Origin of the sequence: Pseudomonas sp. FSL R10-0399 (assembly GCF_009600165.1) — a bacterium.
Classification (GTDB): Bacteria; Pseudomonadota; Gammaproteobacteria; order Pseudomonadales; family Pseudomonadaceae; genus Aquipseudomonas; species Aquipseudomonas helleri.
In genome coordinates this window covers 1-21,705 of record NZ_WIWK01000037.1, presented here as the reverse complement: position 1 = coordinate 21,705, position 21,705 = coordinate 1, and the positions used below count along the sequence as shown (strand labels likewise).

The window sequence follows — 21,705 nt, the reverse complement described above, 5'->3', positions numbered from 1 at the left end:
GGCCTTGGGTGGGAGCGGGCTTGCTCGCGATTCAGACGACGCGGATATCCGGGCAGAGACCCAATCGCGAGCAAGCCCGCTCCCACAGGTTATGGGATGAAAGCCGCCCGGTACTCCCCCGGCGTGGCGCCCATGTTTTGCTTGAACCGATTGGTGAAATGGCTGGCGCTGGCAAAGCCGCAGGCCAGGGCGATATCGCCCAGCGCCAGCGAGCTGTTGCGCAGTAACTCACGCGCGCGGGCCATGCGTCGGGCCAGCACGTATTGATGCGGCGGCACACCGAAGCTTTCACGGAACATGCGCGCAAAGTGGTAGGGCGACAGCGCGCATTGCGCCGCCAGTTGCCCGATGCTGAGCGGCTCGGCCAATGAATGCTCAATGCTCTCAACCAAGTGGCGACGCTGATGGGCGGCCAGCCCGCCTTTGAGTTGCAGCCCGTCGCGCATCCCCACCTGATTGAGCAACGCATGGTCGAGCAGGGTGCTGGCCAGGCTGCTGGTCAGCAGGCGTTCGCCCGGCTCGCTCCAGTTCAGGTTGATCAACTGATGAAAGCGCAGGCTTTGTTGCTCGTCTTCTTGAAAGGTGATTTCGCGCAGTTGCAGGCTGCGCGGTTCGCGGTCGAGCAGGGTGATGCAACCCAGGGCGAATTGCTCCTGGCTGACATACACGTGCGCCAGGCGAATTTCGCCATTGATGATCCACGATGATTGATGTTCGGCGGGCAGCACGCAGAGCTTGCCCGGCGAGCCTTTGCTGCCCGGTTTTTCCCGACGAAAGGTGCCCGTGCCGCCCGAGATGTAGCACGACAAGGTGTGATGCGTCGGCGCCTCGTAGCTGCGCGCGTCGTGATGGTTGCTCCACAGCGCCGCCGCCATGCCGTCACCCAGTTCGGCGCTGTGCTCCAGCCGGGCATTGGGCGAGCTGCCCATGGCTTGAAAAACGTGCAGGGTGTGCAGTGTGTGCATGGTCAATTCTCCAACGCCTTGCATCCTACTCCGTCACAGGCCGCCTGCCAGCCCCGGGCAAATAAAAGCGCAAGAATCTGCAAGTGCCGCACAACGCAGCGCCACACACTGCAAGCCATTGACGGGAGTGCGCCATGAATCTGTTTTTGTATGTGTTAACGGTTTTGATCTGGGGCACCACGTGGATCGCCCTCAAACTGCAATTGGGCGTTGTCGCCATTCCGGTATCGATTGTTTATCGCTTTGGGTTGGCGGCGCTGGTGTTGTTTGCCGTGTTGTTGCTCAGTCGCAAGCTGCAAGTGATGAACAAGCGGGGGCACTTGATCTGCCTGGCTCAGGGCTTATGCCTGTTTTGCGTGAACTTCATGTGTTTTTTGACCGCCAGCCAGTGGGTGCCGACGGGGTTGATTGCGGTGGTGTTCTCCACAGCTACATTGTGGAACGCCTTAAATGCGCGGGTATTTTTCAAGCAAAAAATCGCCCGTAACGTGATTGCCGGCGGAGCATTGGGTTTGCTCGGTCTGGCGCTGCTGTTCTGGCCTGAATTAAGCGGGCACACCGCGACCCCACAAACCTTGCTGGGGTTGGGCCTGGCCCTGATCGGCACGATGTGTTTTTCGGCGGGCAATATGCTCTCCAGCCTGCAACAAAAAGCCGGGCTCAAGCCGCTGACCACCAATGCGTGGGGCATGTTGTATGGCGCGAGCATGCTGGCGGTGTACTGCGCGTTTAACGGCATCCCGTTCGACATGGAATGGAACACGCGCTACATCGGCTCGCTGTTGTACCTGGTGATTCCAGGCTCGGTGATTGGCTTTACCGCGTACCTGACCCTGGTCGGGCGCATGGGCCCGGAGCGCGCGGCGTATTGCACGGTGCTGTTCCCATTGGTGGCGCTGAACGTGTCGGCGTTTGTCGAAGGCTACCAGTGGACAGCCCCCGCGCTGGCCGGGCTGGTTCTGGTGATGCTGGGCAATGTGCTGGTGTTTCGCAAACCCAAACCCGTGCCGATGACAGCCAAACTGGCCTGAAAAAACACTGTAGCCGCTGCCGAAGGCTGCGATGGGTTGCGTAGCGACCCTGCTGTTGAAGGTCCTTCGCCCTTATCGCAGCCTGCGGCAGCGGCTACCGATTTTGGTTGTGTTTAGCCTTTGAATACCTGCGGATTGACCAGATCTTGCGGGCGTTCGCCGAGCAAGGCGCTGCGCAGGTTGGCCAGCGCACGGTTGGCCATGGCTTCGCGGGTTTCTTCAGTGGCCGAGCCGATGTGCGGCAAGGTCACGGCGTTTTTCAGGGCAAACAACGGTGACTCGGCCAAAGGCTCTTTCTCGTACACGTCCAAACCTGCACCGCGGATGGTGTTGTTTTGCAGTGCGTGAACCAGCGCCGCTTCGTCCACCACCGGGCCACGCGAGATGTTCACCAGAATCGCGCTTTTCTTCATCAGGTTCAGTTCGCGCTCGCTGATCAAGTGCTTGGTTTTCTCGCTCAGTGGCACCACCAGGCAGACGAAGTCAGCCTCGGCCAGCAACTGATCCAGCGTGCGGAATTGTGCGCCCAATTCTTGCTCAAGTTCCGTCTTGCGGCTGTTGCCACTGTACAGAATCGGCATGCCGAAACCCAGGCGGCCACGACGGGCAACGGCAGCACCGATATTGCCCATGCCGACGATACCCAGGGTTTTGCCGTGCACATCGGTGCCGAACAAGGCTGGCCCTACGCTGGCTTTCCATTCACCGGCCTTGGTCCAGGCGTCCAGCTCTGCCACGCGGCGCGCGGCGCTCATGATCAAGGTAAAACCCAGGTCGGCGGTGCTTTCGGTCAGCACGTCCGGGGTGTTGGTGAGCATCAACCCGCGTTCGTTGAAGTAATCGACGTCGTAATTGTCGTAACCCACCGACACGCTGGACACCACCTCAAGGTTCTTGGCGTTTTCCAGTTGCTTGCGACCCAGCTTGCGGCCAACGCCGATCAAGCCATGGGCGTGGGGCAGGGCTTCCTCAAACTGAGCATTGATATCGCCCAGCTTGGGATCAGGCACGATGACGTTGAAATCCTCTCGCAGGCGCTCGACCATTGCTGGCGTGACGCGGCTGAAGGCAAGTACGGTTTTCTTGGTATTAGAAAGACTCATCGGTACAAGGCTCGTCGGCTGTCGGGAATGTAAGCACGCTAACATTCCCGCTGAAATTGTGCAGCCCTGATTAGCTTTTGTGGGAGCGGGCTTGCTCGCGATAGGGGCGCTGAGCGTATCCAGAAAGACCGCATTGCTTGCATCGCGAGCAAGCCCGCTCCCACCGTTCGCCTTAGCTGTACGTAGCCAGTTCTACCTGATGCGCGGTCAGTATTTCGGGCAGCGAGCCGCGCAGAAACTCAACCCAGGTTTTGATCTTCGCATCCAGGTATTGGCGCGACGGGTAGATGGCGTACAGGTTGAGCTCTTGCGAACGGTACTGCGGCAATATCCGCACCAGGGTGCCGTTGCGCAGGCCTTCGATGGCGGAGTACAGCGGCAAAACGCCCACGCCCATGCCGCTGATGATCGCGTTGCGCATGGCATCGGCCGAGTTGACCAAAAACGGCGACGAATTGATCAACACCATTTCCTGGCCTTCGGGGCCTTCAAACACCCACTTGTCCAGGGCAATCACCGGGCTGACCAGGCGCAGGCAGGCGTGGTTGAGCAAGTCGCTGGGTTTGAGCGCTTTGCCGTTGGCTTTCACGTAGTCGGGAGAGGCGCAGACGATGCTGTAGGTGATGCCCAAACGCTGGGACACAAACCCCGAGTCCGGCAGTTCGGTGGCCAGCACGATCGAAATGTCGTAGCCCTCGTTGAGCAAATCCGGCACACGGTTGGCCAAGGTCAGGTCGAAGGTCACGTCCGGGTGAGTCTTGCGGTAGCGGGCAATGGCGTCGATCACGAAGTGATGGCCAATGCCGGTCATGGTGTGCACTTTCAGTTGCCCGGCCGGGCGCGAGTGCGCATCGCTGGCCTCGGCTTCAGCTTCTTCAACATACGCCAGGATTTGCTCGCAACGCAGCAAATAGCGCTTGCCGGCTTCGGTCAGGGCAATGCGCCGGGTGGTGCGGTTGAGCAAGCGGGTTTGCAGGTGAGCCTCAAGGTTGGAGACCGCGCGCGAGACGTTAGCGGTGGTGGTGTCCAGCATGGCGGCCGCGGCGGTAAAGCTACCGGCTTCGGCCACACAACTGAAGGCGCGCATGTTTTGCAAAGTGTCCATGAAGTGCTCTCAGGGCGGTATAGGGGACAGCAACAAAGGAGACAGCGACAAATTGTGACATGAAGTTTCAGGATTTACTGAGCGGATCTCATGCGACTTACGGATTATTCTGTGAACGGTAATAAAGAATCACAGTTATGCCAGCTTATCGTTGCCCCTGCCAAGCCATAGACTTATCTATCTCGAAATACCTCCCCTCATGTCAGGAATTTGCAGCAGTGCAGCGTCGCATCAGCAGAGAGCTTAAAGCCCTCAGTGTTCTGGCTTTATCGTTGGCATTAAATGGCTGTATCGGTTTCGGCGGCATTGCCCCCAAGGGCGAAATGCTCAATGCCAATACCCTGGCCACTGACGAGGCGATTAAAAGCGCCGCGCAAGACGCAAACTGGCCCACAGCCCAATGGTGGCGCGCTTATGGCGACCCGCAATTGGACAGTTGGATCAGCCTGGCTGTACAGGGTAGCCCGACCATGGCAATCGCCGCCGCCCGTGTGCGGCAGGCCAAAGCCATGGCCGGTGTGGCCGAGTCTGCCGAGTCCCTGCAAGTCAATGGCACTGCGGCGCTCAAACGACATGGCTGGCCGTCGGACCAGTTCTATGGTCCCGGTGGTCTGGACAGTGCCAATACGTGGGACAACAACGCCCAGTTAGGCTTCAGTTATGCGCTGGATTTGTGGGGCCGCGAGAGCAATACCACCGAGCAAGCGGTGGACATGGCCCACATGAGCGTGGCCGAGGCGCGCCAGGCGCAACTGGAGTTGCAGAACAATGTGATCCGCACCTACATCCAGTTGTCGCTGCACTATGCACAACTCGACATTGTTGAATCGACCTTGCACCAGCAAGAACAGATCCGCGACCTGGCGCAGCGCCGCCTGGACGGCGGCATCGGCACCCATTTTGAAGTCAGTCAAGCTGAAGCGCCGCTGCCCGAAACCCATCGCCAGATCGACGCACTGGAAGAAGAAATCGCCCTGACGCGTAACCAACTGGCCGCGTTGGCCGGTAAAGGCCCGGGCGAGGGCGCACGCCTCAAACGCCCGACCCTGGCGTTGAACACAGTGCTCAAACTGCCCTCGACGTTACCTGCGCAATTGCTGGGCCAGCGCCCTGACGTGGTTGCCAGCCGTTGGGAAGTGGCCGCGCAAGCCCGTGGCATCGATGTTGCCCACGCCAATTTCTACCCGAACGTGGACTTGGTCGGCAGCCTTGGTTTTATGGCCACAGGCGGCACCGCACTGGGTTTTTTGACGGCACAAAAAATGAGCTACAACGTCGGCCCGGCGATCTCCTTGCCGATCTTTGATGGTGGCCGCTTGCGCTCGGAGTTGGGCGCGGCATCGGGCGGTTATGACCTGGCGGTGGCCCGGTACAACCAGACCCTGGTCAACGCGCTCAAAGGCATCTCTGACCAGTTGATCAAACGCGAGTCCATGGACAAGCAGCAAGTGTTCGCGGCCGAGTCGGTGGCAGCGGCGCAGAAAACCTATGACATCGCCATGATCGCCTACCAGCGCGGCCTCACCGACTACCTCAATGTGCTCAACGCGCAGACCCTGCTGTTCCATCAGCAAGAAGTCCAGCAGCAAGTCGAGGCGGCGCGCTTGAGTGCTCACGCAGAATTGGTGACGGCATTGGGCGGGGGCCTGGAAGCAGGCAGCGACGTCCCCAAAGACGACCGTTATGCGCCGAACAAACCTGGGGCGGTTATGGCCTTGTTCAATAAATGACGCAGCGCCCCCACCCTGTAGGAGCGAGCTTGCCTCGCGATCTTTTAAAGATCGCAGCCTTCGGCAGCTCCTGCGACGAGTTCCGGTTTCACACTTTTGAGAGCCTGTAGATGAACCACTTGCCCGCCCCGGTACGCTGGCTGTATTCGCTGGAATGGCGCCGAGGCTTTTTTGACTGGGCACGCAGCGATGGCGTGACCTGGGTGCATATTTTCAAAGTGTTGATTGCCGCATTTCTGACCCTGTGGTTGGCCATGCGTCTGGAATTGCCACAACCGCGCACCGCGATGATCACCGTGTTTATCGTGATGCAGCCGCAAAGCGGCCAAGTGTTCGCCAAAAGCTTTTACCGGTTTCTAGGCACCCTGACCGGTTCGGCAGTGATGGTGGCGTTGATCGCCTTGTTTGCGCAAAACACCGTGCTGTTTCTCGGTTCGCTGGCGATTTGGGTGGGTATCTGCTCGGCCGGTGCGGCACGTTGCCGTAACTTCCGCGCCTATGGCTTTGTCTTGGCCGGTTACACCGCCGCCATGGTGGGGCTGCCCGCCCTGGCGCACCCGGACGGTGCGTTTATGGCCGCCGTATGGCGAGTGCTGGAAATCTCGCTGGGCATTTTGTGCTCAACCGTGGTCAGTGCCGCGATCCTGCCGAAAACCGCCGGGGCAGCGATGCATGACGCGCTGTACAAGCGCTTTGGCGTGTTTGCCGGGTTTGTCGCCGAAGGCCTGCGCGGCCAGTCGACCCAAGAAGCCTATGAAGCCAGCAACGTGCGCTTTATCGGCGAGAGCGTGGGCCTGGAAGGCATGCGCAGCGTGACGGTTTTCGAAGACCCGCACATGCGTCGGCGCAGCGGCCGTTTGAGCCGCCTCAACAGTGAATTCATGGCCGTGACCACGCGCTTCAACGCCTTGCATCAACTGCTGGCGCGGTTGCGCTCTCGGGGCGTGGGCTCGGTGATTTCGGTGGTCGAGCCCGAGATGGAATTGCTCGCGCAGTTGCTGGAGGCCTATTCGGGCCGCTCCCTGACCGACAAAGACGCCGTGGTGCTGGCTGAACAATTGGCCGAGTTCAAGACCCGCCTGCCGGCCCAGGTCCGCGCACTGCGGGTGAGCTTTCTCGAAAACCAGCCCAGCGACACCGAGTTTCTCGACTTCAACACCGCCTTCGAACTGTTGTTCCGCTTTGTCGATGATTTGCACAACTACGCGTTGACCCATGCGTCGCTGGCCGATCACACCCACGAACGCGAGCGTTGGGACCAACCCTTTATCTCGCAAACCAACTGGTGGTCGGCGGCCGCTTCAGGGATCCGCGCGGCCTTTATCCTGGTGGTGCTGGGCACTTACTGGGTGCTGACGGCCTGGCCGAGCGGGGCGATGATGACCCTGATTGCCGCCGCCACGGTCGGCTTGTCAGCGGCCACGCCCAACCCCAAACGCATGGCCTTTCAAATGGCCTGCGGGACTTTTATCGGCGCGATAGTGGGCTTTGTCGAGATGTTCTTTGTGCTGCCGCACATCGACGGTTTCCCGCTGCTGTGCCTGGTCTTGACCCCGGTGATTGTGTTCGGCTCGTTCCTCACCTCGCGGGCCAACTACGTGGGCGTCGGGCTTGGCTTACTGATCTTTTTCAGCACCGGTTCGGTCCCTGACAACCTGACGATCTACAACCCGTACCAGTTCATCAACGACTACATCGCCATGGTCATGGGCATGCTGGTGTGCGCAGCGGCCGGGGCAATCATTCTGCCGCCCAACAGCCACTGGTTGTGGAGCCGTCTGGAACAAGACCTGCGTGAACAAGTGGTGTATGCCATCAGCGCCAAGTTGCGCGGCTTGAGCTCCAGCCTCGAAAGCCGTACCCGCGACCTGATGCACCAGGCGTATGGCCTGGCTGCCGGCCAGCCCAAAGTGCAACGCGAACTGCTGCGCTGGATGTTTGTGGTGCTGGAAGTGGGCCACGCGATCATTGAGCTGCGTAAAGAACAGGCGATTTTGCCGATTCACCCGGCGTATGCCGAGTCGCAGCCCTGGCGCCAAGCCATCCGCGTGATGGGTCGTTCGCTGGTGCGTTTGTTTATCGCCCCCAGCGAAAACAACCTTGAGCGCGCGCTGATTGCGGTCGATCACGCCATCAGCCGCGTGCAGGCCGCCGACGAACCCTTCGCGCGCAATTTCGACACCTCGGCGTTGGTCCGGGTGCAAAGCTACCTGCACTTTATTCGTACCTCACTGCTCGACCCGCAATCGCCGCTGGCTCATTTTGCCCAGCCGCAAGGACTTGAACATGCCTCGTGAAATCGCCTTCCACGGCGTCTACATGCCCACCATGACCCTGATGTTTTTTATCGCGGCGGGGTTGGCATGGGGCTTTGACCGACTGTTTTCCGGCTACGACCTGTACCGCTTCTTCTGGCACCCGGCGCTGCTGCGCCTGAGCCTGTTCATTTGTCTTTTTGGCGCCATGGCGCTCACTGTTTACCGTTGAGACTGATCCGATGAAAAAGTTCTTCAGCCTGCTTGCCACCTTGCTGGTTCTGGCCCTTGCGATATGGATCGGCCGCACCCTCTGGGAGCATTACATGAACACCCCGTGGACCCGCGACGGGCGGGTCCGCGCCGACATCATCAACGTGGCCGCAGACGTCAACGGCTACGTGGTCAACGTGCCGGTCAAAGACAACCAGTTGGTGAAAAAGGGCGATGTACTGCTGGAAATCGACCCGGAGCACTACGAAATTGCCGTCAAACAGGCCGAGTCGCTGGTGGCTTCACGCAAGGCCACCTGGGAGATGCGCAAACAGAATGCCCGTCGCCGGGCCGACATGGACAACCTGGTGATCTCCCGCGAAAACCGTGACGACGCCGGTAACATTGCCGATTCAGCACTGGCTGATTACCAGCACGCACAGGCGCAACTGGACGCGGCCAAGCTCAACCTTAAACGCACCAAAGTCGTGGCCACCGTTGATGGCTACGTGACCAACCTCAACGTGCACCCGGGTGACTACGCACGGGTGGGCGATCCGAAAATGGCCGTAATCGACAAAGATTCGTTCTGGGTCTACGGCTTCTTCGAAGAAACCAAACTGCCGCACATTCGCGTTGGCGACACCGCAGAGCTGCAAATGATGAGCGGCGAAGTGTTGAAAGGCCACGTAGAAAGCATCTCGCGCGGTATCTACGACCGCGACAACCCCGAGAGCCGCGAACTGGTGGCGGACGTCAACCCGACCTTCAACTGGGTGCGTCTGGCCCAGCGTGTGCCAGTGCGCATCCACATCGACGAAATACCGGATGGCTTCCTGCTGGCGGCGGGCACCACCTGCACCGTGATTGTTGATCAAACGGATAAATAAGCTGCACAACTGTGGGAGCGGGCTTGCCTCGCGATCTTTTGATTTTTATCCAAAAGGCTTTAAACGCCGCAATGGATATCTGCGAGCAATAGATCAAAAGATCGCGAGACAAGCTCGCTCCGACAATTTTTTGGCAATAGGGTAAATACCCGCTTAACCCGCGCTAAACGTCTCATGCAAATGACGCCACAGTACCTTGCCACTGGCGTCGCGCTCAAACACCACGGTGGCCCGGCGGTCGGTGCGGGTGCCGTTGTGTTCTTCTTGCAGCTCCCGGTAGCTGACCACCGCGCCTTCTGCGTGCAAGGCGATGCCCTGGAATTCGCTGAGGGTGATTTTTAACCCCGGGCGGGCCCCGCGCAGTTGCTCAAACAGCGTTTCGACACCGTTGGCATCCAGCACTTTGCCGGTCGGGGTGATCATCGAAAACTGTGGTGAGAAGCGGGCAAGCAGCACCGGCAACACGCCCGGTTCCAGACCGGAAAACCAGCCTTCAATCTCAACGTGGGTTTCGGTTAGAAGGTCGAAGTAGCTCGAATAATCAGTCATCACAGTTTCCAGATCAGGGCGCCAGCAAGGCCAGCACGTGTGGTGTATTGAGGCGTAACACGGGGATAAGCGGCGCCAGGGTTAATACGCAACCGATGGCAAAGCATAGGGCAAAGGCGTGGGGCGTCGAGGTGATTGTACTCAAGGCGGCGAACAGCGCCATCATCAGCGCCGGACCGAGCAGAAAACTCAACTGGCGGTTGATATTCCACAGCGCGCTGGCGTGCCCCATGCGTTCGGGCCTTATATCGATAAACGCGGTGTTTTGCGCGGTACTGCTACACAGGCTGCCGCCAAATCCCATCAGTGAGTACAGAGGGATCGCCAGCCACAGCTGTGAACTGTCCACTTGAATCAGTAAACCAATGCCCAAGGCTTGCGCACCCATGCCCAGCAGCATCAAGGGTTTGGGCCCCAGTTGGTTGAATTGATAACGGCTCACCATAATGCCCAGCGCCGACGCCAGCGCCCACGGCAGCATCAAGGCGCCGGTCTGCGCAGGGCTCAAGCCCAACTGGTGCAAATACAAAATACTCACCAGTTGGGTGCCGATAAAAATCCCCGCCACACACAGGTACATCAGCATGGCGACGCGCAGCAGCGGGCTTTTCAGCAAGCCGCCCATGCTGCGGGCGCCGGTTACCAAGTTGTTGAGGTTGAGTGCCGGGCGCTCGGTGGGGCGTGGTTCGGCTTTGATCCACACACACGCCAGCACCAGAGCCAGCAATGCCAGCGGCAGGTTGGCGTAGAACACCCCGCGCCATGACCCGTACTCCACGACCCAACCGCCCAATGCCGGTGACAGCGCCGGTACCAGCAGCGCGACCATTAGAATCACCGATGTCAGGCGTGCCCGCTCACGCACCGGAAAGTGCCGGTAAACCATGGCCTGGCCGACCGGGATCAACAACCCGCCGCCCAGGCCCTGGAGCAAGCGCCAGCCGATCAGCGCCTCGATTGAACCGGCTTGTGCGACACACCACGACGCGACACTGAACACCAGCAGCGAGGCGAGAATCAGGCGCTTCTCGCCAAACACCGAGGCCAGCCACACGCTGGGCAAAATGATCAGCGTGAGGCCGAGCATGTAGGCGTTGCCGATCCAGGCCAGTTGATTGACCGAGGCGTGCAGCGTCTGGCCGATCTGCGGGTAGGCAATCGATGCGGCGAACATGTTGACCAGGTCCAGTGCAAAGCCGAGCACATAGATCAGCGCGAGTTTGTTGCGGTAAGCCATGTGGGGCTCCTTGAAAGAGCCTGCACAGTAAGTCGCTTTTTCCTTTAGAGAAACGGTCTGCGCCCTGCTAGATTGTCAAAAATATTTTGACAGTCAGCGGGTTTAAACATGGTCAGCCTCGATCGATTCGACACCTTCAAAGCCGTGGTCGAAGCCGGCTCATTGACCGCAGCCGCTGATTTGCTGGGCCAGACCCGGGCCGTGGTCAGCTTCAACATCAAACGTCTGGAGGCTGAGCTCGGGGTGACGTTGCTCATCCGCAACACCCGGCGGCTGGCGTTGACCGAGGCGGGCGAACGATTCTATGTGCGCTGCCTGAGCATGCTCGAAGAAGCGCGGCTGGCGATTGACGAGGCGCGCAGTGAACACACCGAACTCAAGGGCACGCTGCGCATCACCACCACGGTGGAGTACGCGCTGGCCAAAGTGGTGCCTGCGCTGGAGCTGTTTCGCGCCCGGCACCCGGAACTGAACGTGCATCTATCGACCTCTTCGACCCATGCAGACCTGATCTCAGAGCGTTTTGACGTGGCCCTGCGGCTAGGCCGCGTGCTCGACTCCAGCCATCGCGCCGTGCAGTTGCGCACCTTTGAGATTCTGCCGGTGGCCTCGCCGGGCTTTGTTGCCAGCCTGGCGCCGATCAACAGCGTGCAAGCCCTTGAACAAGCGCCGTGGCTGGAACATGGGCGGGTCGGTGAGTTGAGCATTACCGAGTTGAGCAGTGGCAGCGTCCGGCCCTATCAACCCAACCCGGCCAATGCGCGGATCAAGGCCGACAATTCATCGGTGCTGCAGGCGTTTGCCTTGACCGGGCAGGGCGTGGCGATTTTGCCGGACTGGCTGATCGAGGACGATTTGCAGGCCGGCAGGCTGGTGCATCTGCTGCCCGGCTGGCAACTCACGCGCCAAGGCATCTATGCGCTGTACCCCGACACCCGTCATCTGCCCCTGAAAGTTCGCGTGTTTATTGATTTTATGAAGACTCACGGATAACGCGGCATATTCATACTAAAGTTATAACTCCATTGTTTTTATATTTTTTATAAAAAAATAAAGAAGTATGAATAACGCATTGAGTGTGTGTTCCGTTATCACGCGCTGTGCGTTTTATTATCATGCTGTGTGCGTTGGTGTGACATAGATTGTCAGTGGCGGGTGATTGAATGCGCGTTGAATGTGCGTGCACTCATCGGGTGCAAAAGAGGGAATTAGCCTGTTTTGAAATTGTCGGCTGTATGGCTAGTATTGTCCCTGCATTGCCAGAGCTGTATCGGCATAGAACTTGGAAGTCGTCCACCTGACGGTTTTAATTATTACGCGTTGTCTGGGTGTGTTCACCATGGTTAACGAATGGATTCGTAGAGCGTATGTCCAGCTGCTGTCAATCGAGAACCTGCCTTCTCGTGGCCAGCCCGGCCCGGCACAAAGCCCGGTCGCCAGCGTTTGCCCTGTAGTTTCCCTTCGTATTTCACAGACCTTTTCAGCCTTGGACTCAGCGCTTCATCGCCCGCTGGCGGTGTTTGGCAGTGGCAGAGCAAGGCGTCTGAACGGACGTGACGAAACAGGCGTGGGCTGAAGCCTTACGCCAAACAGTCGTTCAATAGCACGACCCCATTATCGAATAACGGTTGTTAATTGCGCCGCCGGGGATACTTGCGCCCTGCATTTAGTGCAGTGGCGAGTCCCTTTATTTATCGAATGAATAAAGTAGGTGTGAGATGAAGAATATTGTGATTGTTGACAAGGCATCAGGGGCTAAGTCGGAACAGGCGTTGGGTTCGCTCAGCCTTAAAGGCACGAGCATTGTAAAACTGCCCTTCGGCCAGGAGAGTGTTCAGTCTTATCAACAGTCCGGCAATAATCTGGTTATTACGCTCAAGTCCGGTGAGACCGTTACGATCCAGAACTTCTTTGTGACGGGCAGCGACGGAGCCACTAACCAACTGGTGCTGGAGGGCAGCAATGGAACGCTGCTCCTGGGTCAGTATTCTTCACCTTACTCCGGCTTTACCTTCACCCAGATTTCCAGCCTTGACGACCTGACACTGGCCGCGGCTGGCGGCAGTGCCGACATTCCTAACTGGGTCCTGTGGGGGCTTGGCCTGCTGGCGGTGGGTGGCGCGGCTGCCGCGCTGAGCGGTGGCGGTGGTGGTGGCGGCCATCATGGCGGTGATGGCGATACAGCAGCGCCCGGTGCTCCAACCGGTATTTCGGTGAGCAACGATGGCCTGAGCGTTATCGGCAAGGGCGAGGCCGGTTCCAAAGTGACGATCAAGGATGCGGCCGGTAACGTGGTCGGCACCGGCACGGTCGGGGCTGATGGTAATTTCAAGGTGCCCCTGGACTCGTCCAAGACTAACGGCGAAAAACTCGACGTAACCTTGACCGATCCGTCGGGTAACCAGTCCCCGGTCGGTAGCGTGGTGGCGCCTGACACCACCGCTCCAGAGGCCCCGACCGGCCTGACGGTCAGCCCGGATGGCCAAACCATCAGCGGCAAGGGCGAGCCTGGCTCGACGGTGACGGTTAAAGATTCTGCGGGCAATGTGATCGGTTCGGGCACGGTAGGTGCTGACGGTAACTTCGACATTAACCTGGGCACCCCGCAAAACAACGGTCAAACCCTTGATGTCACCTTGACCGACCCGGCGGGCAACCAGTCGCCGGTCGGCAGCGTGGTGGCGCCTGACACCACCGCTCCTGATGTACCCACCAGCCTGTTTTTGGCCACAGACGGTGTGACATTCAGCGGTAAAGGTGAGCCGGGTTCCCACGTTACGGTCAAGGACTCCGCCAACAATGTGGTGGGCAGCGGCACTGTCGGTGCCGACGGCAATTTCTTGATCACACTGACCTCACCGCAAAGCGTGGGTCAGCAGTTGAACACCACACTGACTGACGCGGCTCAGAACGAATCGTTGCCAGGCAAATTTATTGTGACTGACACCGATTTGGGCTCAGGAGGCCAACCGCTCGCGGCCACTGACTTGGTCGTCAGCCAGAACGGCCTCTCGATCAGCGGCAAGGGGCAGGCCAATAACAAGATTACGGTCAAGGATGCGGCAGGCAATATTATCGGCAGCGGGACGGTGGATGCCGATGGCAATTTCAACCTGTCTTTCGACACGGCCCTGATCAGCGGCGCCAGCGTGGATGTCACATTGACTGACAGCAAAGGCCAGGTATCGCCAGTCAGCAGCGTTGTGTACACCGACACCACCGCGCCTGATGCGCCAACCAATCTGGCTGTGAGCCCCGATGGCCTGACCCTTACCGGTAAAGGTGAAGCGGGCAGCACAGTTATCGTTAAAAACGCGTCCGGGGAGCAGGTCGGTACGGCGGTTGTGGGGGCTGATGGCACTTTCCAAGTCACCCTGGATGCGGCCCAAGGCAATGGCACCACCCTTGAAGTGACCCTGACTGACAAGGCCGGAAATATTTCGACAGCCACGCCAGTAGTTGTGGGTGAAGCTGTAGCGCCTGAGGCGCCAACCGGTCTGGTTGTCAGCGCTGACGGCCTGTCGGTAACCGGCAAAGGCGAGCCGGGCTCCACCGTGACGATCAAAGACTCTGCGGGCAATGTGATCGGCACCGGCACCGTCGGTGATGACGGCAACTTTGACGTCACCCTGGGCACCGCACAAACCAACGGCGAAACACTGGGCGTTACCCTGACCAGCCCTGGTGGCCTGACTTCGCCATCGATCAGCGTGATCGCAGGCGATACCACCGCACCTGAAGCGCCAACGAATCTGGCTGTGAGCGACGATGGTCTGGCGCTCACGGGCAAAGGCGAGCCGGGTTCCACCGTCACGATCAAAGATCCAGCTGGCAATGTGATTGGCACTGGGACAGTCGGTGCAGATGGCACCTTCTCGATCACTCTCGAAAAAGCACAAACCAACGGCGAAACCTTGGGCGTCACCCTGACCGACAAGGCTGGCAACATCTCGCAAGTCGGTAGTGTGGTAGCAGGCGACACCACCGCTCCCGATGCGCCAACCAATATCGCTGTGAGTGCGGACGGCCTGACTCTCACCGGTAAAGGTGAAGCGGGCAGCACGGTTATCGTTAAAAACGCCGACGGTGAGCAAGTCGGCACGGCGGTCGTGGGTGCTGATGGCAGCTTCGAAGTCACTCTGGACGCAGCTCAAGGCAATGGCACCACCCTTGAAGTGACGCTGACTGACAAGGCCGGAAATATTTCGACAGCCACCCCGGTGGTTGTGGGTGAAGCGGTTGCCCCTGAGGCGCCGACCGGTCTGGTTGTTAGCGCCGATGGCCTGACAGTGACCGGTAAAGGCGAGGTTGGCAGCACCGTAATCGTCAAAGATGCGGCTGGCTTGCCAATCGGCACCGGGGTTGTCGGTGCTGATGGCAGCTTCGAAGTAACGCTCGACAAAGCACAAACCAACGGCGAAACACTGAGCGTCACATTGACCAATGCCGGTGGCCTGACCTCGCCATCGATCAGCGTGATTGCGGGCGATACCACCGCACCTGAAGCACCGACCAACCTGGCTGTGAGCGACGATGGTCTGGCGCTCACGGGTAAAGGCGAGCCGGGTTCCACTGTCACTATCAAAGATCCAGCTGGCAATGTGATCGGTACTGGCACTGTCGGAACTGACGGCAATTTTGAAGTCACTCTCAACGCTGCTCAAACCAACGGCGAAATTCTCAATGTCACCCTGACCGACAAGGCGGGCAACATCTCGCAAGTTGGCAGCGTGATAGCAGGCGACACCACCGCGCCCGAAGCCCCGACCGGCTTGGGTGTTAGCGCAGATGGCTTGACCCTGAGCGGTAAAGGCGAAGTTGGCAGCACCGTCACCGTGAAAGATGCGGCAGGCAATGTGATCGGCTCCGGCCCTGTGGGCGCTGACGGCAGCTTCGAAATCACTCTTGCCCCAGCACAAACCAATGGCGAAACACTGGCTGTCACTCAAACCGATGCGGCTGGCAATGTCTCGGTGGGCGGTAGTGTGGTGGCGGGCGATACCTCCGCACCTGAAGCACCAACCGGTTTGGCGGTAAGTCCTGATGGCCTGACCCTCACCGGTAAGGGCGAAGTCGGCAGTACCGTTATCGTCAAAGACGCGGCAGGTTTGGAGATCGGCAACGGCGTTGTGGATGCGGATGGCAATTTCTCCATCATTCTCGACAAAGCACAAATCAATGGCGAAACCTTGGGCGTCACCCTGACTGACAAGGCGGGCAACGTTTCTCAAGCTGGCAGCGTGGTAGCTGGCGACACCACCGCTCCCGATGCGCCAACCAATATCGCTGTGAGTGCGGACGGCCTGACTCTCACCGGTAAAGGTGAAGCGGGCAGCACGGTTATCGTTAAAAACGCCGACGGTGAGCAAGTCGGTACGGCGGTTGTGGGGGCTGATGGTAGTTTCGAAGTCACCCTGGATGCTGCTCAAGGCAATGGCACCACCCTTGAAGTGACCTTGACTGACAAGGCCGGAAATATTTCGACAGCCACGCCAGTAGTTGTGGGTGAAGCTGTAGCGCCTGAGGCGCCCACCGGTCTGGTTGTTAGCGCCGATGGCCTGACAGTGACCGGTAAAGGCGAGGTTGGCAGCACCGTAATCGTCAAAGATGCGGCTGGCTTGCCAATCGGCACCGGGGTTGTCGGTGCTGATGGCAGCTTCGAAGTAACGCTCGACAAAGCACAAACCAACGGCGAAACACTGGGCGTCACTTTGACCAATGCCGGAGGTCTGACTTCGCCATCGATCAGCGTGATTGCAGGCGATACCACCGCACCTGAAGCGCCAACGAATCTGGCTGTGAGCGACGACGGTCTTGCATTGACGGGTAAAGGCGAGGCGGGCAGCACGGTTATCGTCAAAGACGCGGCGGGCTTACAAATCGGCGCAGGCGTTGTGGACGCTGAGGGTAATTTCTCGATCATCCTCGACAGCGCGCAAACCAACGGCGAAACCCTCAATGTCACCCTGATCGACAAAGCGGGCAATATCTCGCAAGTTGGCAACGTGGTAGCGGGCGACACCACTGCACCTGAAGCCCCGACCGGCTTGGGTGTTAGCGCAGATGGCCTGACCTTGAGCGGTAAAGGCGAAGTTGGCAGCACCGTCACCGTGAAGGATGCGGCAGGCAATGTGATCGGCTCCGGCCCTGTGGGCGCTGACGGCAGCTTTGAAATCACTCTTGCGCCAGCACAAACCAACGGCGAAACACTGGCTGTCACTCAAACCGATGCGGCTGGCAATGTCTCGGTGGGCGGCAGTGTGGTGGCGGGTGATACCACCGCACCTGAAGCACCAACCGGTTTGGCGGTAAGCGCAGATGGCCTGACCCTCACCGGTAAAGGCGAAGTCGGCAGCACCGTCATCGTCAAAGATGCGGAAGGCTTGCAAATCGGTGCTGGGGTTGTCGGGGCTGATGGCAGCTTCGAAATCATCCTGGATGCTGCTCAAACCAACGGCGAAACCCTCAACGTCACCCTGACCGACAAAGCGGGCAACATCTCGCAAGTTGGCAGCGTGGTTGCCGGCGACACCACTGCACCTGAAGCACCAACCGGCGTGGTCCTCAGCGCCGATGGCTTGACCCTGACGGGTAAAGGCGAAGTGGGCAGCACCGTTACCGTCAAAAACGCCGAGGGCGCGGTGATTGGTTCCGAGCCTGTCGGGGCTGATGGCAGTTTCGAAATCACCCTGGATGCGGCGCAGACCAATGGCCAAACCCTGGATGTCACCCTGACCGATAAGGCGGGCAATGTCTCGGCAGCCACGCCTGTGATTGCGGGCGATACAACGGCACCTGCCGCGCCAACTGATTTGGCGGTCAGCGCTGATGGCCTGACCCTCACCGGTAAAGGTGAAATCAACAGCACGGTCATCGTCAAAAACGCAGCCGGTGGGCAAATCGGCGTCGGGGTTGTGGACGCTGATGGCAATTTCTCGATCACCCTCGACAGCGCGCAAACCAACGGTGAAACCCTCAACGTTACCCTCACCGACGCGGCGGGCAACGTTTCGCTAGTCGGCAGCGTGGTCGCGGGCGACATCACGGCTCCTGATGCGCCGACCAATATCGCGGTGAGCGCGGACGGCCTGACCCTCACCGGTAAAGGCGAGGCGGGCAGCACGGTCATCGTCAAAAACGCTGCCGGTGAATCCGTGGGTACAGCGGTGGTGGGGGCTGACGGCAGTTTTGAAGTCACCCTCGACGCCGCGCAAGGTAATGGTACCGTCCTGGAAGTCACCTTGACTGACAAGGCTGGTAACGTCTCTGACCCGACGCCTGTGCTGGTCGGTGATGCTGTAGCACCTGAGGCGCCAACCGGTCTGGTGGTGAGCGCAGACGGTCTGACAGTGACCGGTAAAGGCGAGATTGGCAGCACCGTGACGGTGAAAGGCCCGGCGGGCAACGTGATTGGTACCGGGGTTGTCGATGTTGACGGTAATTTCTCGGTCACTCTGGGCACCGCACAAACCAACGGCGAAACCCTGGGCGTCACCTTGACCAATGCCGGTGGCCTGACTTCGCCATCGATCAACGTGGTGGCGGGCGACACGACTGCACCAGATGCCCCGACTGACCTGGTGGTGAGCGCGGATGGTCTGGCGCTCACCGGTAAAGGCGAGGCGGGCAGCACGGTTACGGTGAAAGACTCGGCGGGCGCGGTGATCGGCACCGGGCCGGTAGCGGCTGACGGCAGCTTCACCATCGTCCTCGATAAGGCTCAAACCAATGGCGAAACCCTTAACGTCACGCTGACTGACAAGGCCGGCAACATCTCGGCGGTCACGCCAGTGATTGCGGGCGACACCACGGCACCTGATGCCCCGACAGAGCTTGCAGTAAGCACGGATGGCCTGACGCTGAGCGGTAAAGGCGAAATCGGCAGTACGGTGACGGTTAAAGACGCAGCGGGCGCGGTGATTGGCTCCGGGCCTGTGGGCGCTGATGGCAGCTTCGAAATCACCCTCGACACGGCACAAACCAACGGCGAAACCCTCAACGTCACGCTGACTGACAAGGTAGGCAACGTCTCAGCGATCACGCCAGTGGTTGCTGGCGACACCACAGCACCTGCGGCGCCAACTGATTTGGCGGTCAGCATTGATGGCCTGACCCTGACCGGTAAAGGCGAAGCGGGCAGCACCGTTACGGTCAAAGATGCAGCGGGCGCAGTGATTGGTTCCGGACCTGTTGGGGCTGATGGCAGTTTCGAAATCGTCCTCGACAGCGCGCAAAAAAATGGCGAAACCCTCAACGTCACCCTGACCGACAAGGCGGGCAACATCTCGGCGGTCACGCCAGTGATTGCGGGCGATACCACCGCACCTGACGCGCCAACAGAGCTTGCAGTGAGCGTTGATGGCCTGACGCTGAGCGGTAAAGGCGAAATCGGCAGCACGGTGACGGTTAAAGATGCAGCGGGCGCAGTGATTGGCTCTGGGCCTGTGGGCGCTGATGGCAGTTTCGAAATCACCCTGGACACGGCTCAAACCAACGGCGAGACCCTCAACGTTACGCTGACCGACAAGGCGGGCAACGTTTCGCAAATCACGCCTGTGATTGCAGGCGATACCACCGCACCTGATGCTCCGACAGAGCTTAAAGTGAGCGCAGATGGTCTGTCCCTGACCGGTAAAGGCGAAGCGGGCAGCACCGTCACGGTCAAAGATGCGGTGGGCGCGGTGCTCGGCACCGGGCCGGTAGCGGCTGACGGCAGCTTCACTATCACCCTCGACAGTGCGCAAAAAAATGGCGAGACCCTTAACGTCACCCTGACCGACAAAGCCGGCAATGTGTCGGTTGCCGCTCCGGTTGTCGCTGGCGATACCACGGCACCTGATGCCCCCACCAACATTGCCGTGAGCGCGGATGGTCTGACGCTCACCGGTAAAGGTGAGGTCGGCAGCACAGTCACTGTCAAAGACTCGGCCGGTCTGTCGGTAGGCACGGGTGTGGTGGGGGCTGATGGCAGTTTTGAAGTCATCCTTAAAGACGCGCAGGGCAATGGCGCCATCCTTGATGTCACTTTGACCGACAAGGCAGGCAACATCTCGCCGATTACCCCAGTGGTGGTCGGTATCGCCGTAGCGCCTGATGCGCCAACCGATCTGGCAGTGAGTGTCGATGGACTGACAGTGACCGGTAAAGGCGAGATTGGCAGCACCGTGACGGTGAAAGGCCCGGCGGGCAACGTGATTGGCACCGGGGTGGTTGATGCTGACGGTAATTTCTCGGTCATCCTAGATACCGCGCAAACCAACGGCGAAACCTTGGGTGTGACCTTGACCAATGCCGGTGGCTTGACCTCGCCATCGATCAGCGTGGTGGCGGGCGATACCACGGCGCCTGATGCTCCGGCTGACCTGGTGGTGAGCGCCGATGGTCTGGCGCTGACCGGTAAAGGCGAGGCGGGCAGCACGGTGACTGTGAAAGACGCAACGGGCGCGGTGATCGGCACCGGGCCGGTAGCGGCTGATGGCAGCTTCACCATCACACTCGACACGGCGCAAAAAAATGGCGAAACCCTTAACGTCACCCTGACCGACAAGTCGGGCAACGTGTCGGCAGTCACGCCAGTGATTGCGGACGACACCACGGCACCTGATGCCCCGACAGAGCTTGCGGTGAGCGTTGATGGTCTGTCCCTGAGCGGTAAAGGTGAAGTTGGCAGCACGGTCACTGTTAAAGACGCAACGGGTGCAGTAATTGGTTCCGGGCCGGTAGAGGCTGACGGCACCTTCACTATCGCGCTCGACACTGCACAAACCAATGGCGAAACCCTGAACGTCACCCTGACCGATAAGGCGGGCAACGTGTCGCAAGTCACGCCAGTGATTGCGGGCGATACCACGGCACCTGATGCCCCGACAGAGCTTGCAGTGAGCGTTGATGGCCTGACGCTGAGCGGTAAAGGCGAAGTTGGCAGCACAGTGACGGTCAAAGACGCCGCGGGCGTGGTCATTGGCAGCGGGCCTGTGGGCGCTGATGGCAGTTTCGAAATCACCCTCGATGCTGCGCAAACCAATGGTGAAACCCTGAATGTCACCCTGACCGACAAGGCGGGCAACGTGTCGGCGGTCACGCCAGTGATTGCGGGCGATACCACGGCGCCTGATGCACCGACAGAGCTTGCGGTGAGCGTTGATGGTCTGTCCCTGAGCGGTAAAGGTGAAGTTGGCAGCACGGTCACTGTTAAAGACGCAACGGGCGCAGTAATTGGTTCCGGGCCGGTAGAGGCTGACGGCACCTTCACCATCGCGCTCGACACTGCACAAACCAATGGCGAAACCCTCAACGTCACCCTGACCGACAAGGCGGGCAACGTCTCGGCAGTCACGCCTGTGAATGCGGGCGACACCACCGCACCTGATGCCCCAACAGAGCTTGCAGTGAGCGTTGATGGCCTGACGCTGACCGGTAAAGGCGAAGTTGGCAGCACAGTGACGGTCAAAGACGCCGCGGGCGTGGTTATTGGCAGCGGGCCTGTGGGCGCTGATGGCAGTTTCGAAATAGCCCTCGATGCCGCGCAAATTAATGGCGAAACTCTCAATGTCACCCTGACCGACAAGGCGGGCAACGTCTCGGCAGTCACGCCTGTGAATGCGGGCGACACCACCGCACCTGATGC

At 59.6% G+C, this 21,705-nt stretch carries 12 protein-coding genes; 7 read left to right on the top strand and 5 right to left on the bottom strand.

The features are described from left to right. Positions 1 to 89: 89 nt before the first annotated feature. The gene (locus tag GHO41_RS13055) at positions 90 to 965 is read right to left on the bottom strand and encodes a helix-turn-helix domain-containing protein (RefSeq protein WP_153330434.1); all 876 of its coding nucleotides are present in this window, start codon (positions 963 to 965) and stop codon (positions 90 to 92) included. A 134-nt stretch (positions 966 to 1,099) separates the two neighbouring features. On the opposite strand from GHO41_RS13055, the gene GHO41_RS13050 reads away from it, so the two are divergent. Beyond that, positions 1,100 to 1,996, top strand: a complete 897-nt coding sequence (locus tag GHO41_RS13050; RefSeq protein ID WP_123749649.1) for a DMT family transporter — start codon at positions 1,100 to 1,102, stop codon at positions 1,994 to 1,996. A 113-nt stretch (positions 1,997 to 2,109) separates the two neighbouring features. Here GHO41_RS13050 and GHO41_RS13045 read toward each other — a convergent pair whose 3' ends face one another. After that, complete coding sequence (locus tag GHO41_RS13045; protein ID WP_048391030.1) at positions 2,110 to 3,099, bottom strand: D-glycerate dehydrogenase; 990 nt, start codon at positions 3,097 to 3,099, stop codon at positions 2,110 to 2,112. A gap of 172 nt (positions 3,100 to 3,271) precedes the next feature. Next, positions 3,272 to 4,204: a LysR family transcriptional regulator gene (locus tag GHO41_RS13040; RefSeq protein ID WP_153433778.1), complete on the bottom strand. Its 933-nt coding sequence runs from the start codon at positions 4,202 to 4,204 to the stop codon at positions 3,272 to 3,274. 218 nt (positions 4,205 to 4,422) lie between these two features. On the opposite strand from GHO41_RS13040, the gene GHO41_RS13035 reads away from it, so the two are divergent. The 4 genes from GHO41_RS13035 to GHO41_RS13020 all read left to right on the top strand — a co-directional run bounded on the left by GHO41_RS13035 (position 4,423) and on the right by GHO41_RS13020 (position 9,292). Next, positions 4,423 to 5,934, top strand: a complete 1,512-nt coding sequence (locus tag GHO41_RS13035) for an efflux transporter outer membrane subunit (RefSeq protein WP_048368261.1) — start codon at positions 4,423 to 4,425, stop codon at positions 5,932 to 5,934. A gap of 110 nt (positions 5,935 to 6,044) precedes the next feature. Next, positions 6,045 to 8,231, top strand: a complete 2,187-nt coding sequence (locus tag GHO41_RS13030; RefSeq protein WP_048368259.1) for an FUSC family protein — start codon at positions 6,045 to 6,047, stop codon at positions 8,229 to 8,231. Continuing rightward, positions 8,221 to 8,421 (top strand): DUF1656 domain-containing protein, encoded by a 201-nt coding sequence (locus GHO41_RS13025; protein ID WP_048368258.1) that lies wholly within the window; start codon positions 8,221 to 8,223, stop codon positions 8,419 to 8,421. Before GHO41_RS13030 ends, GHO41_RS13025 begins: the two co-directional genes overlap by 11 nt. A 10-nt stretch (positions 8,422 to 8,431) precedes the next feature. Then, a complete protein-coding gene (locus GHO41_RS13020; protein ID WP_048368256.1) occupies positions 8,432 to 9,292 on the top strand; it encodes an HlyD family secretion protein in 861 nt (286 codons plus the stop codon). Between the two features lie 153 nt (positions 9,293 to 9,445). On the opposite strand, the gene GHO41_RS13015 is transcribed toward GHO41_RS13020, so the two are convergent. Further along, positions 9,446 to 9,841 carry a DUF4440 domain-containing protein gene (locus tag GHO41_RS13015; RefSeq protein ID WP_153433777.1) on the bottom strand — a complete coding sequence of 132 codons (396 nt, stop codon included), beginning with the start codon at positions 9,839 to 9,841 and terminating at the stop codon, positions 9,446 to 9,448. Between the two features lie 13 nt (positions 9,842 to 9,854). Continuing rightward, positions 9,855 to 11,078 (bottom strand): MFS transporter, encoded by a 1,224-nt coding sequence (locus GHO41_RS13010; RefSeq protein WP_153433776.1) that lies wholly within the window; start codon positions 11,076 to 11,078, stop codon positions 9,855 to 9,857. Between the two features lie 108 nt (positions 11,079 to 11,186). Between GHO41_RS13010 and GHO41_RS13005 the strand changes: the two genes are divergently transcribed. Further along, the gene (locus tag GHO41_RS13005) at positions 11,187 to 12,071 is read left to right on the top strand and encodes a LysR family transcriptional regulator (RefSeq protein WP_048368252.1); all 885 of its coding nucleotides are present in this window, start codon (positions 11,187 to 11,189) and stop codon (positions 12,069 to 12,071) included. A 725-nt stretch (positions 12,072 to 12,796) separates the two neighbouring features. Continuing rightward, the coding region (locus GHO41_RS13000) for an Ig-like domain-containing protein (protein ID WP_153433775.1) at positions 12,797 to 21,705 on the top strand (8,909 nt) is incomplete at its 3' end.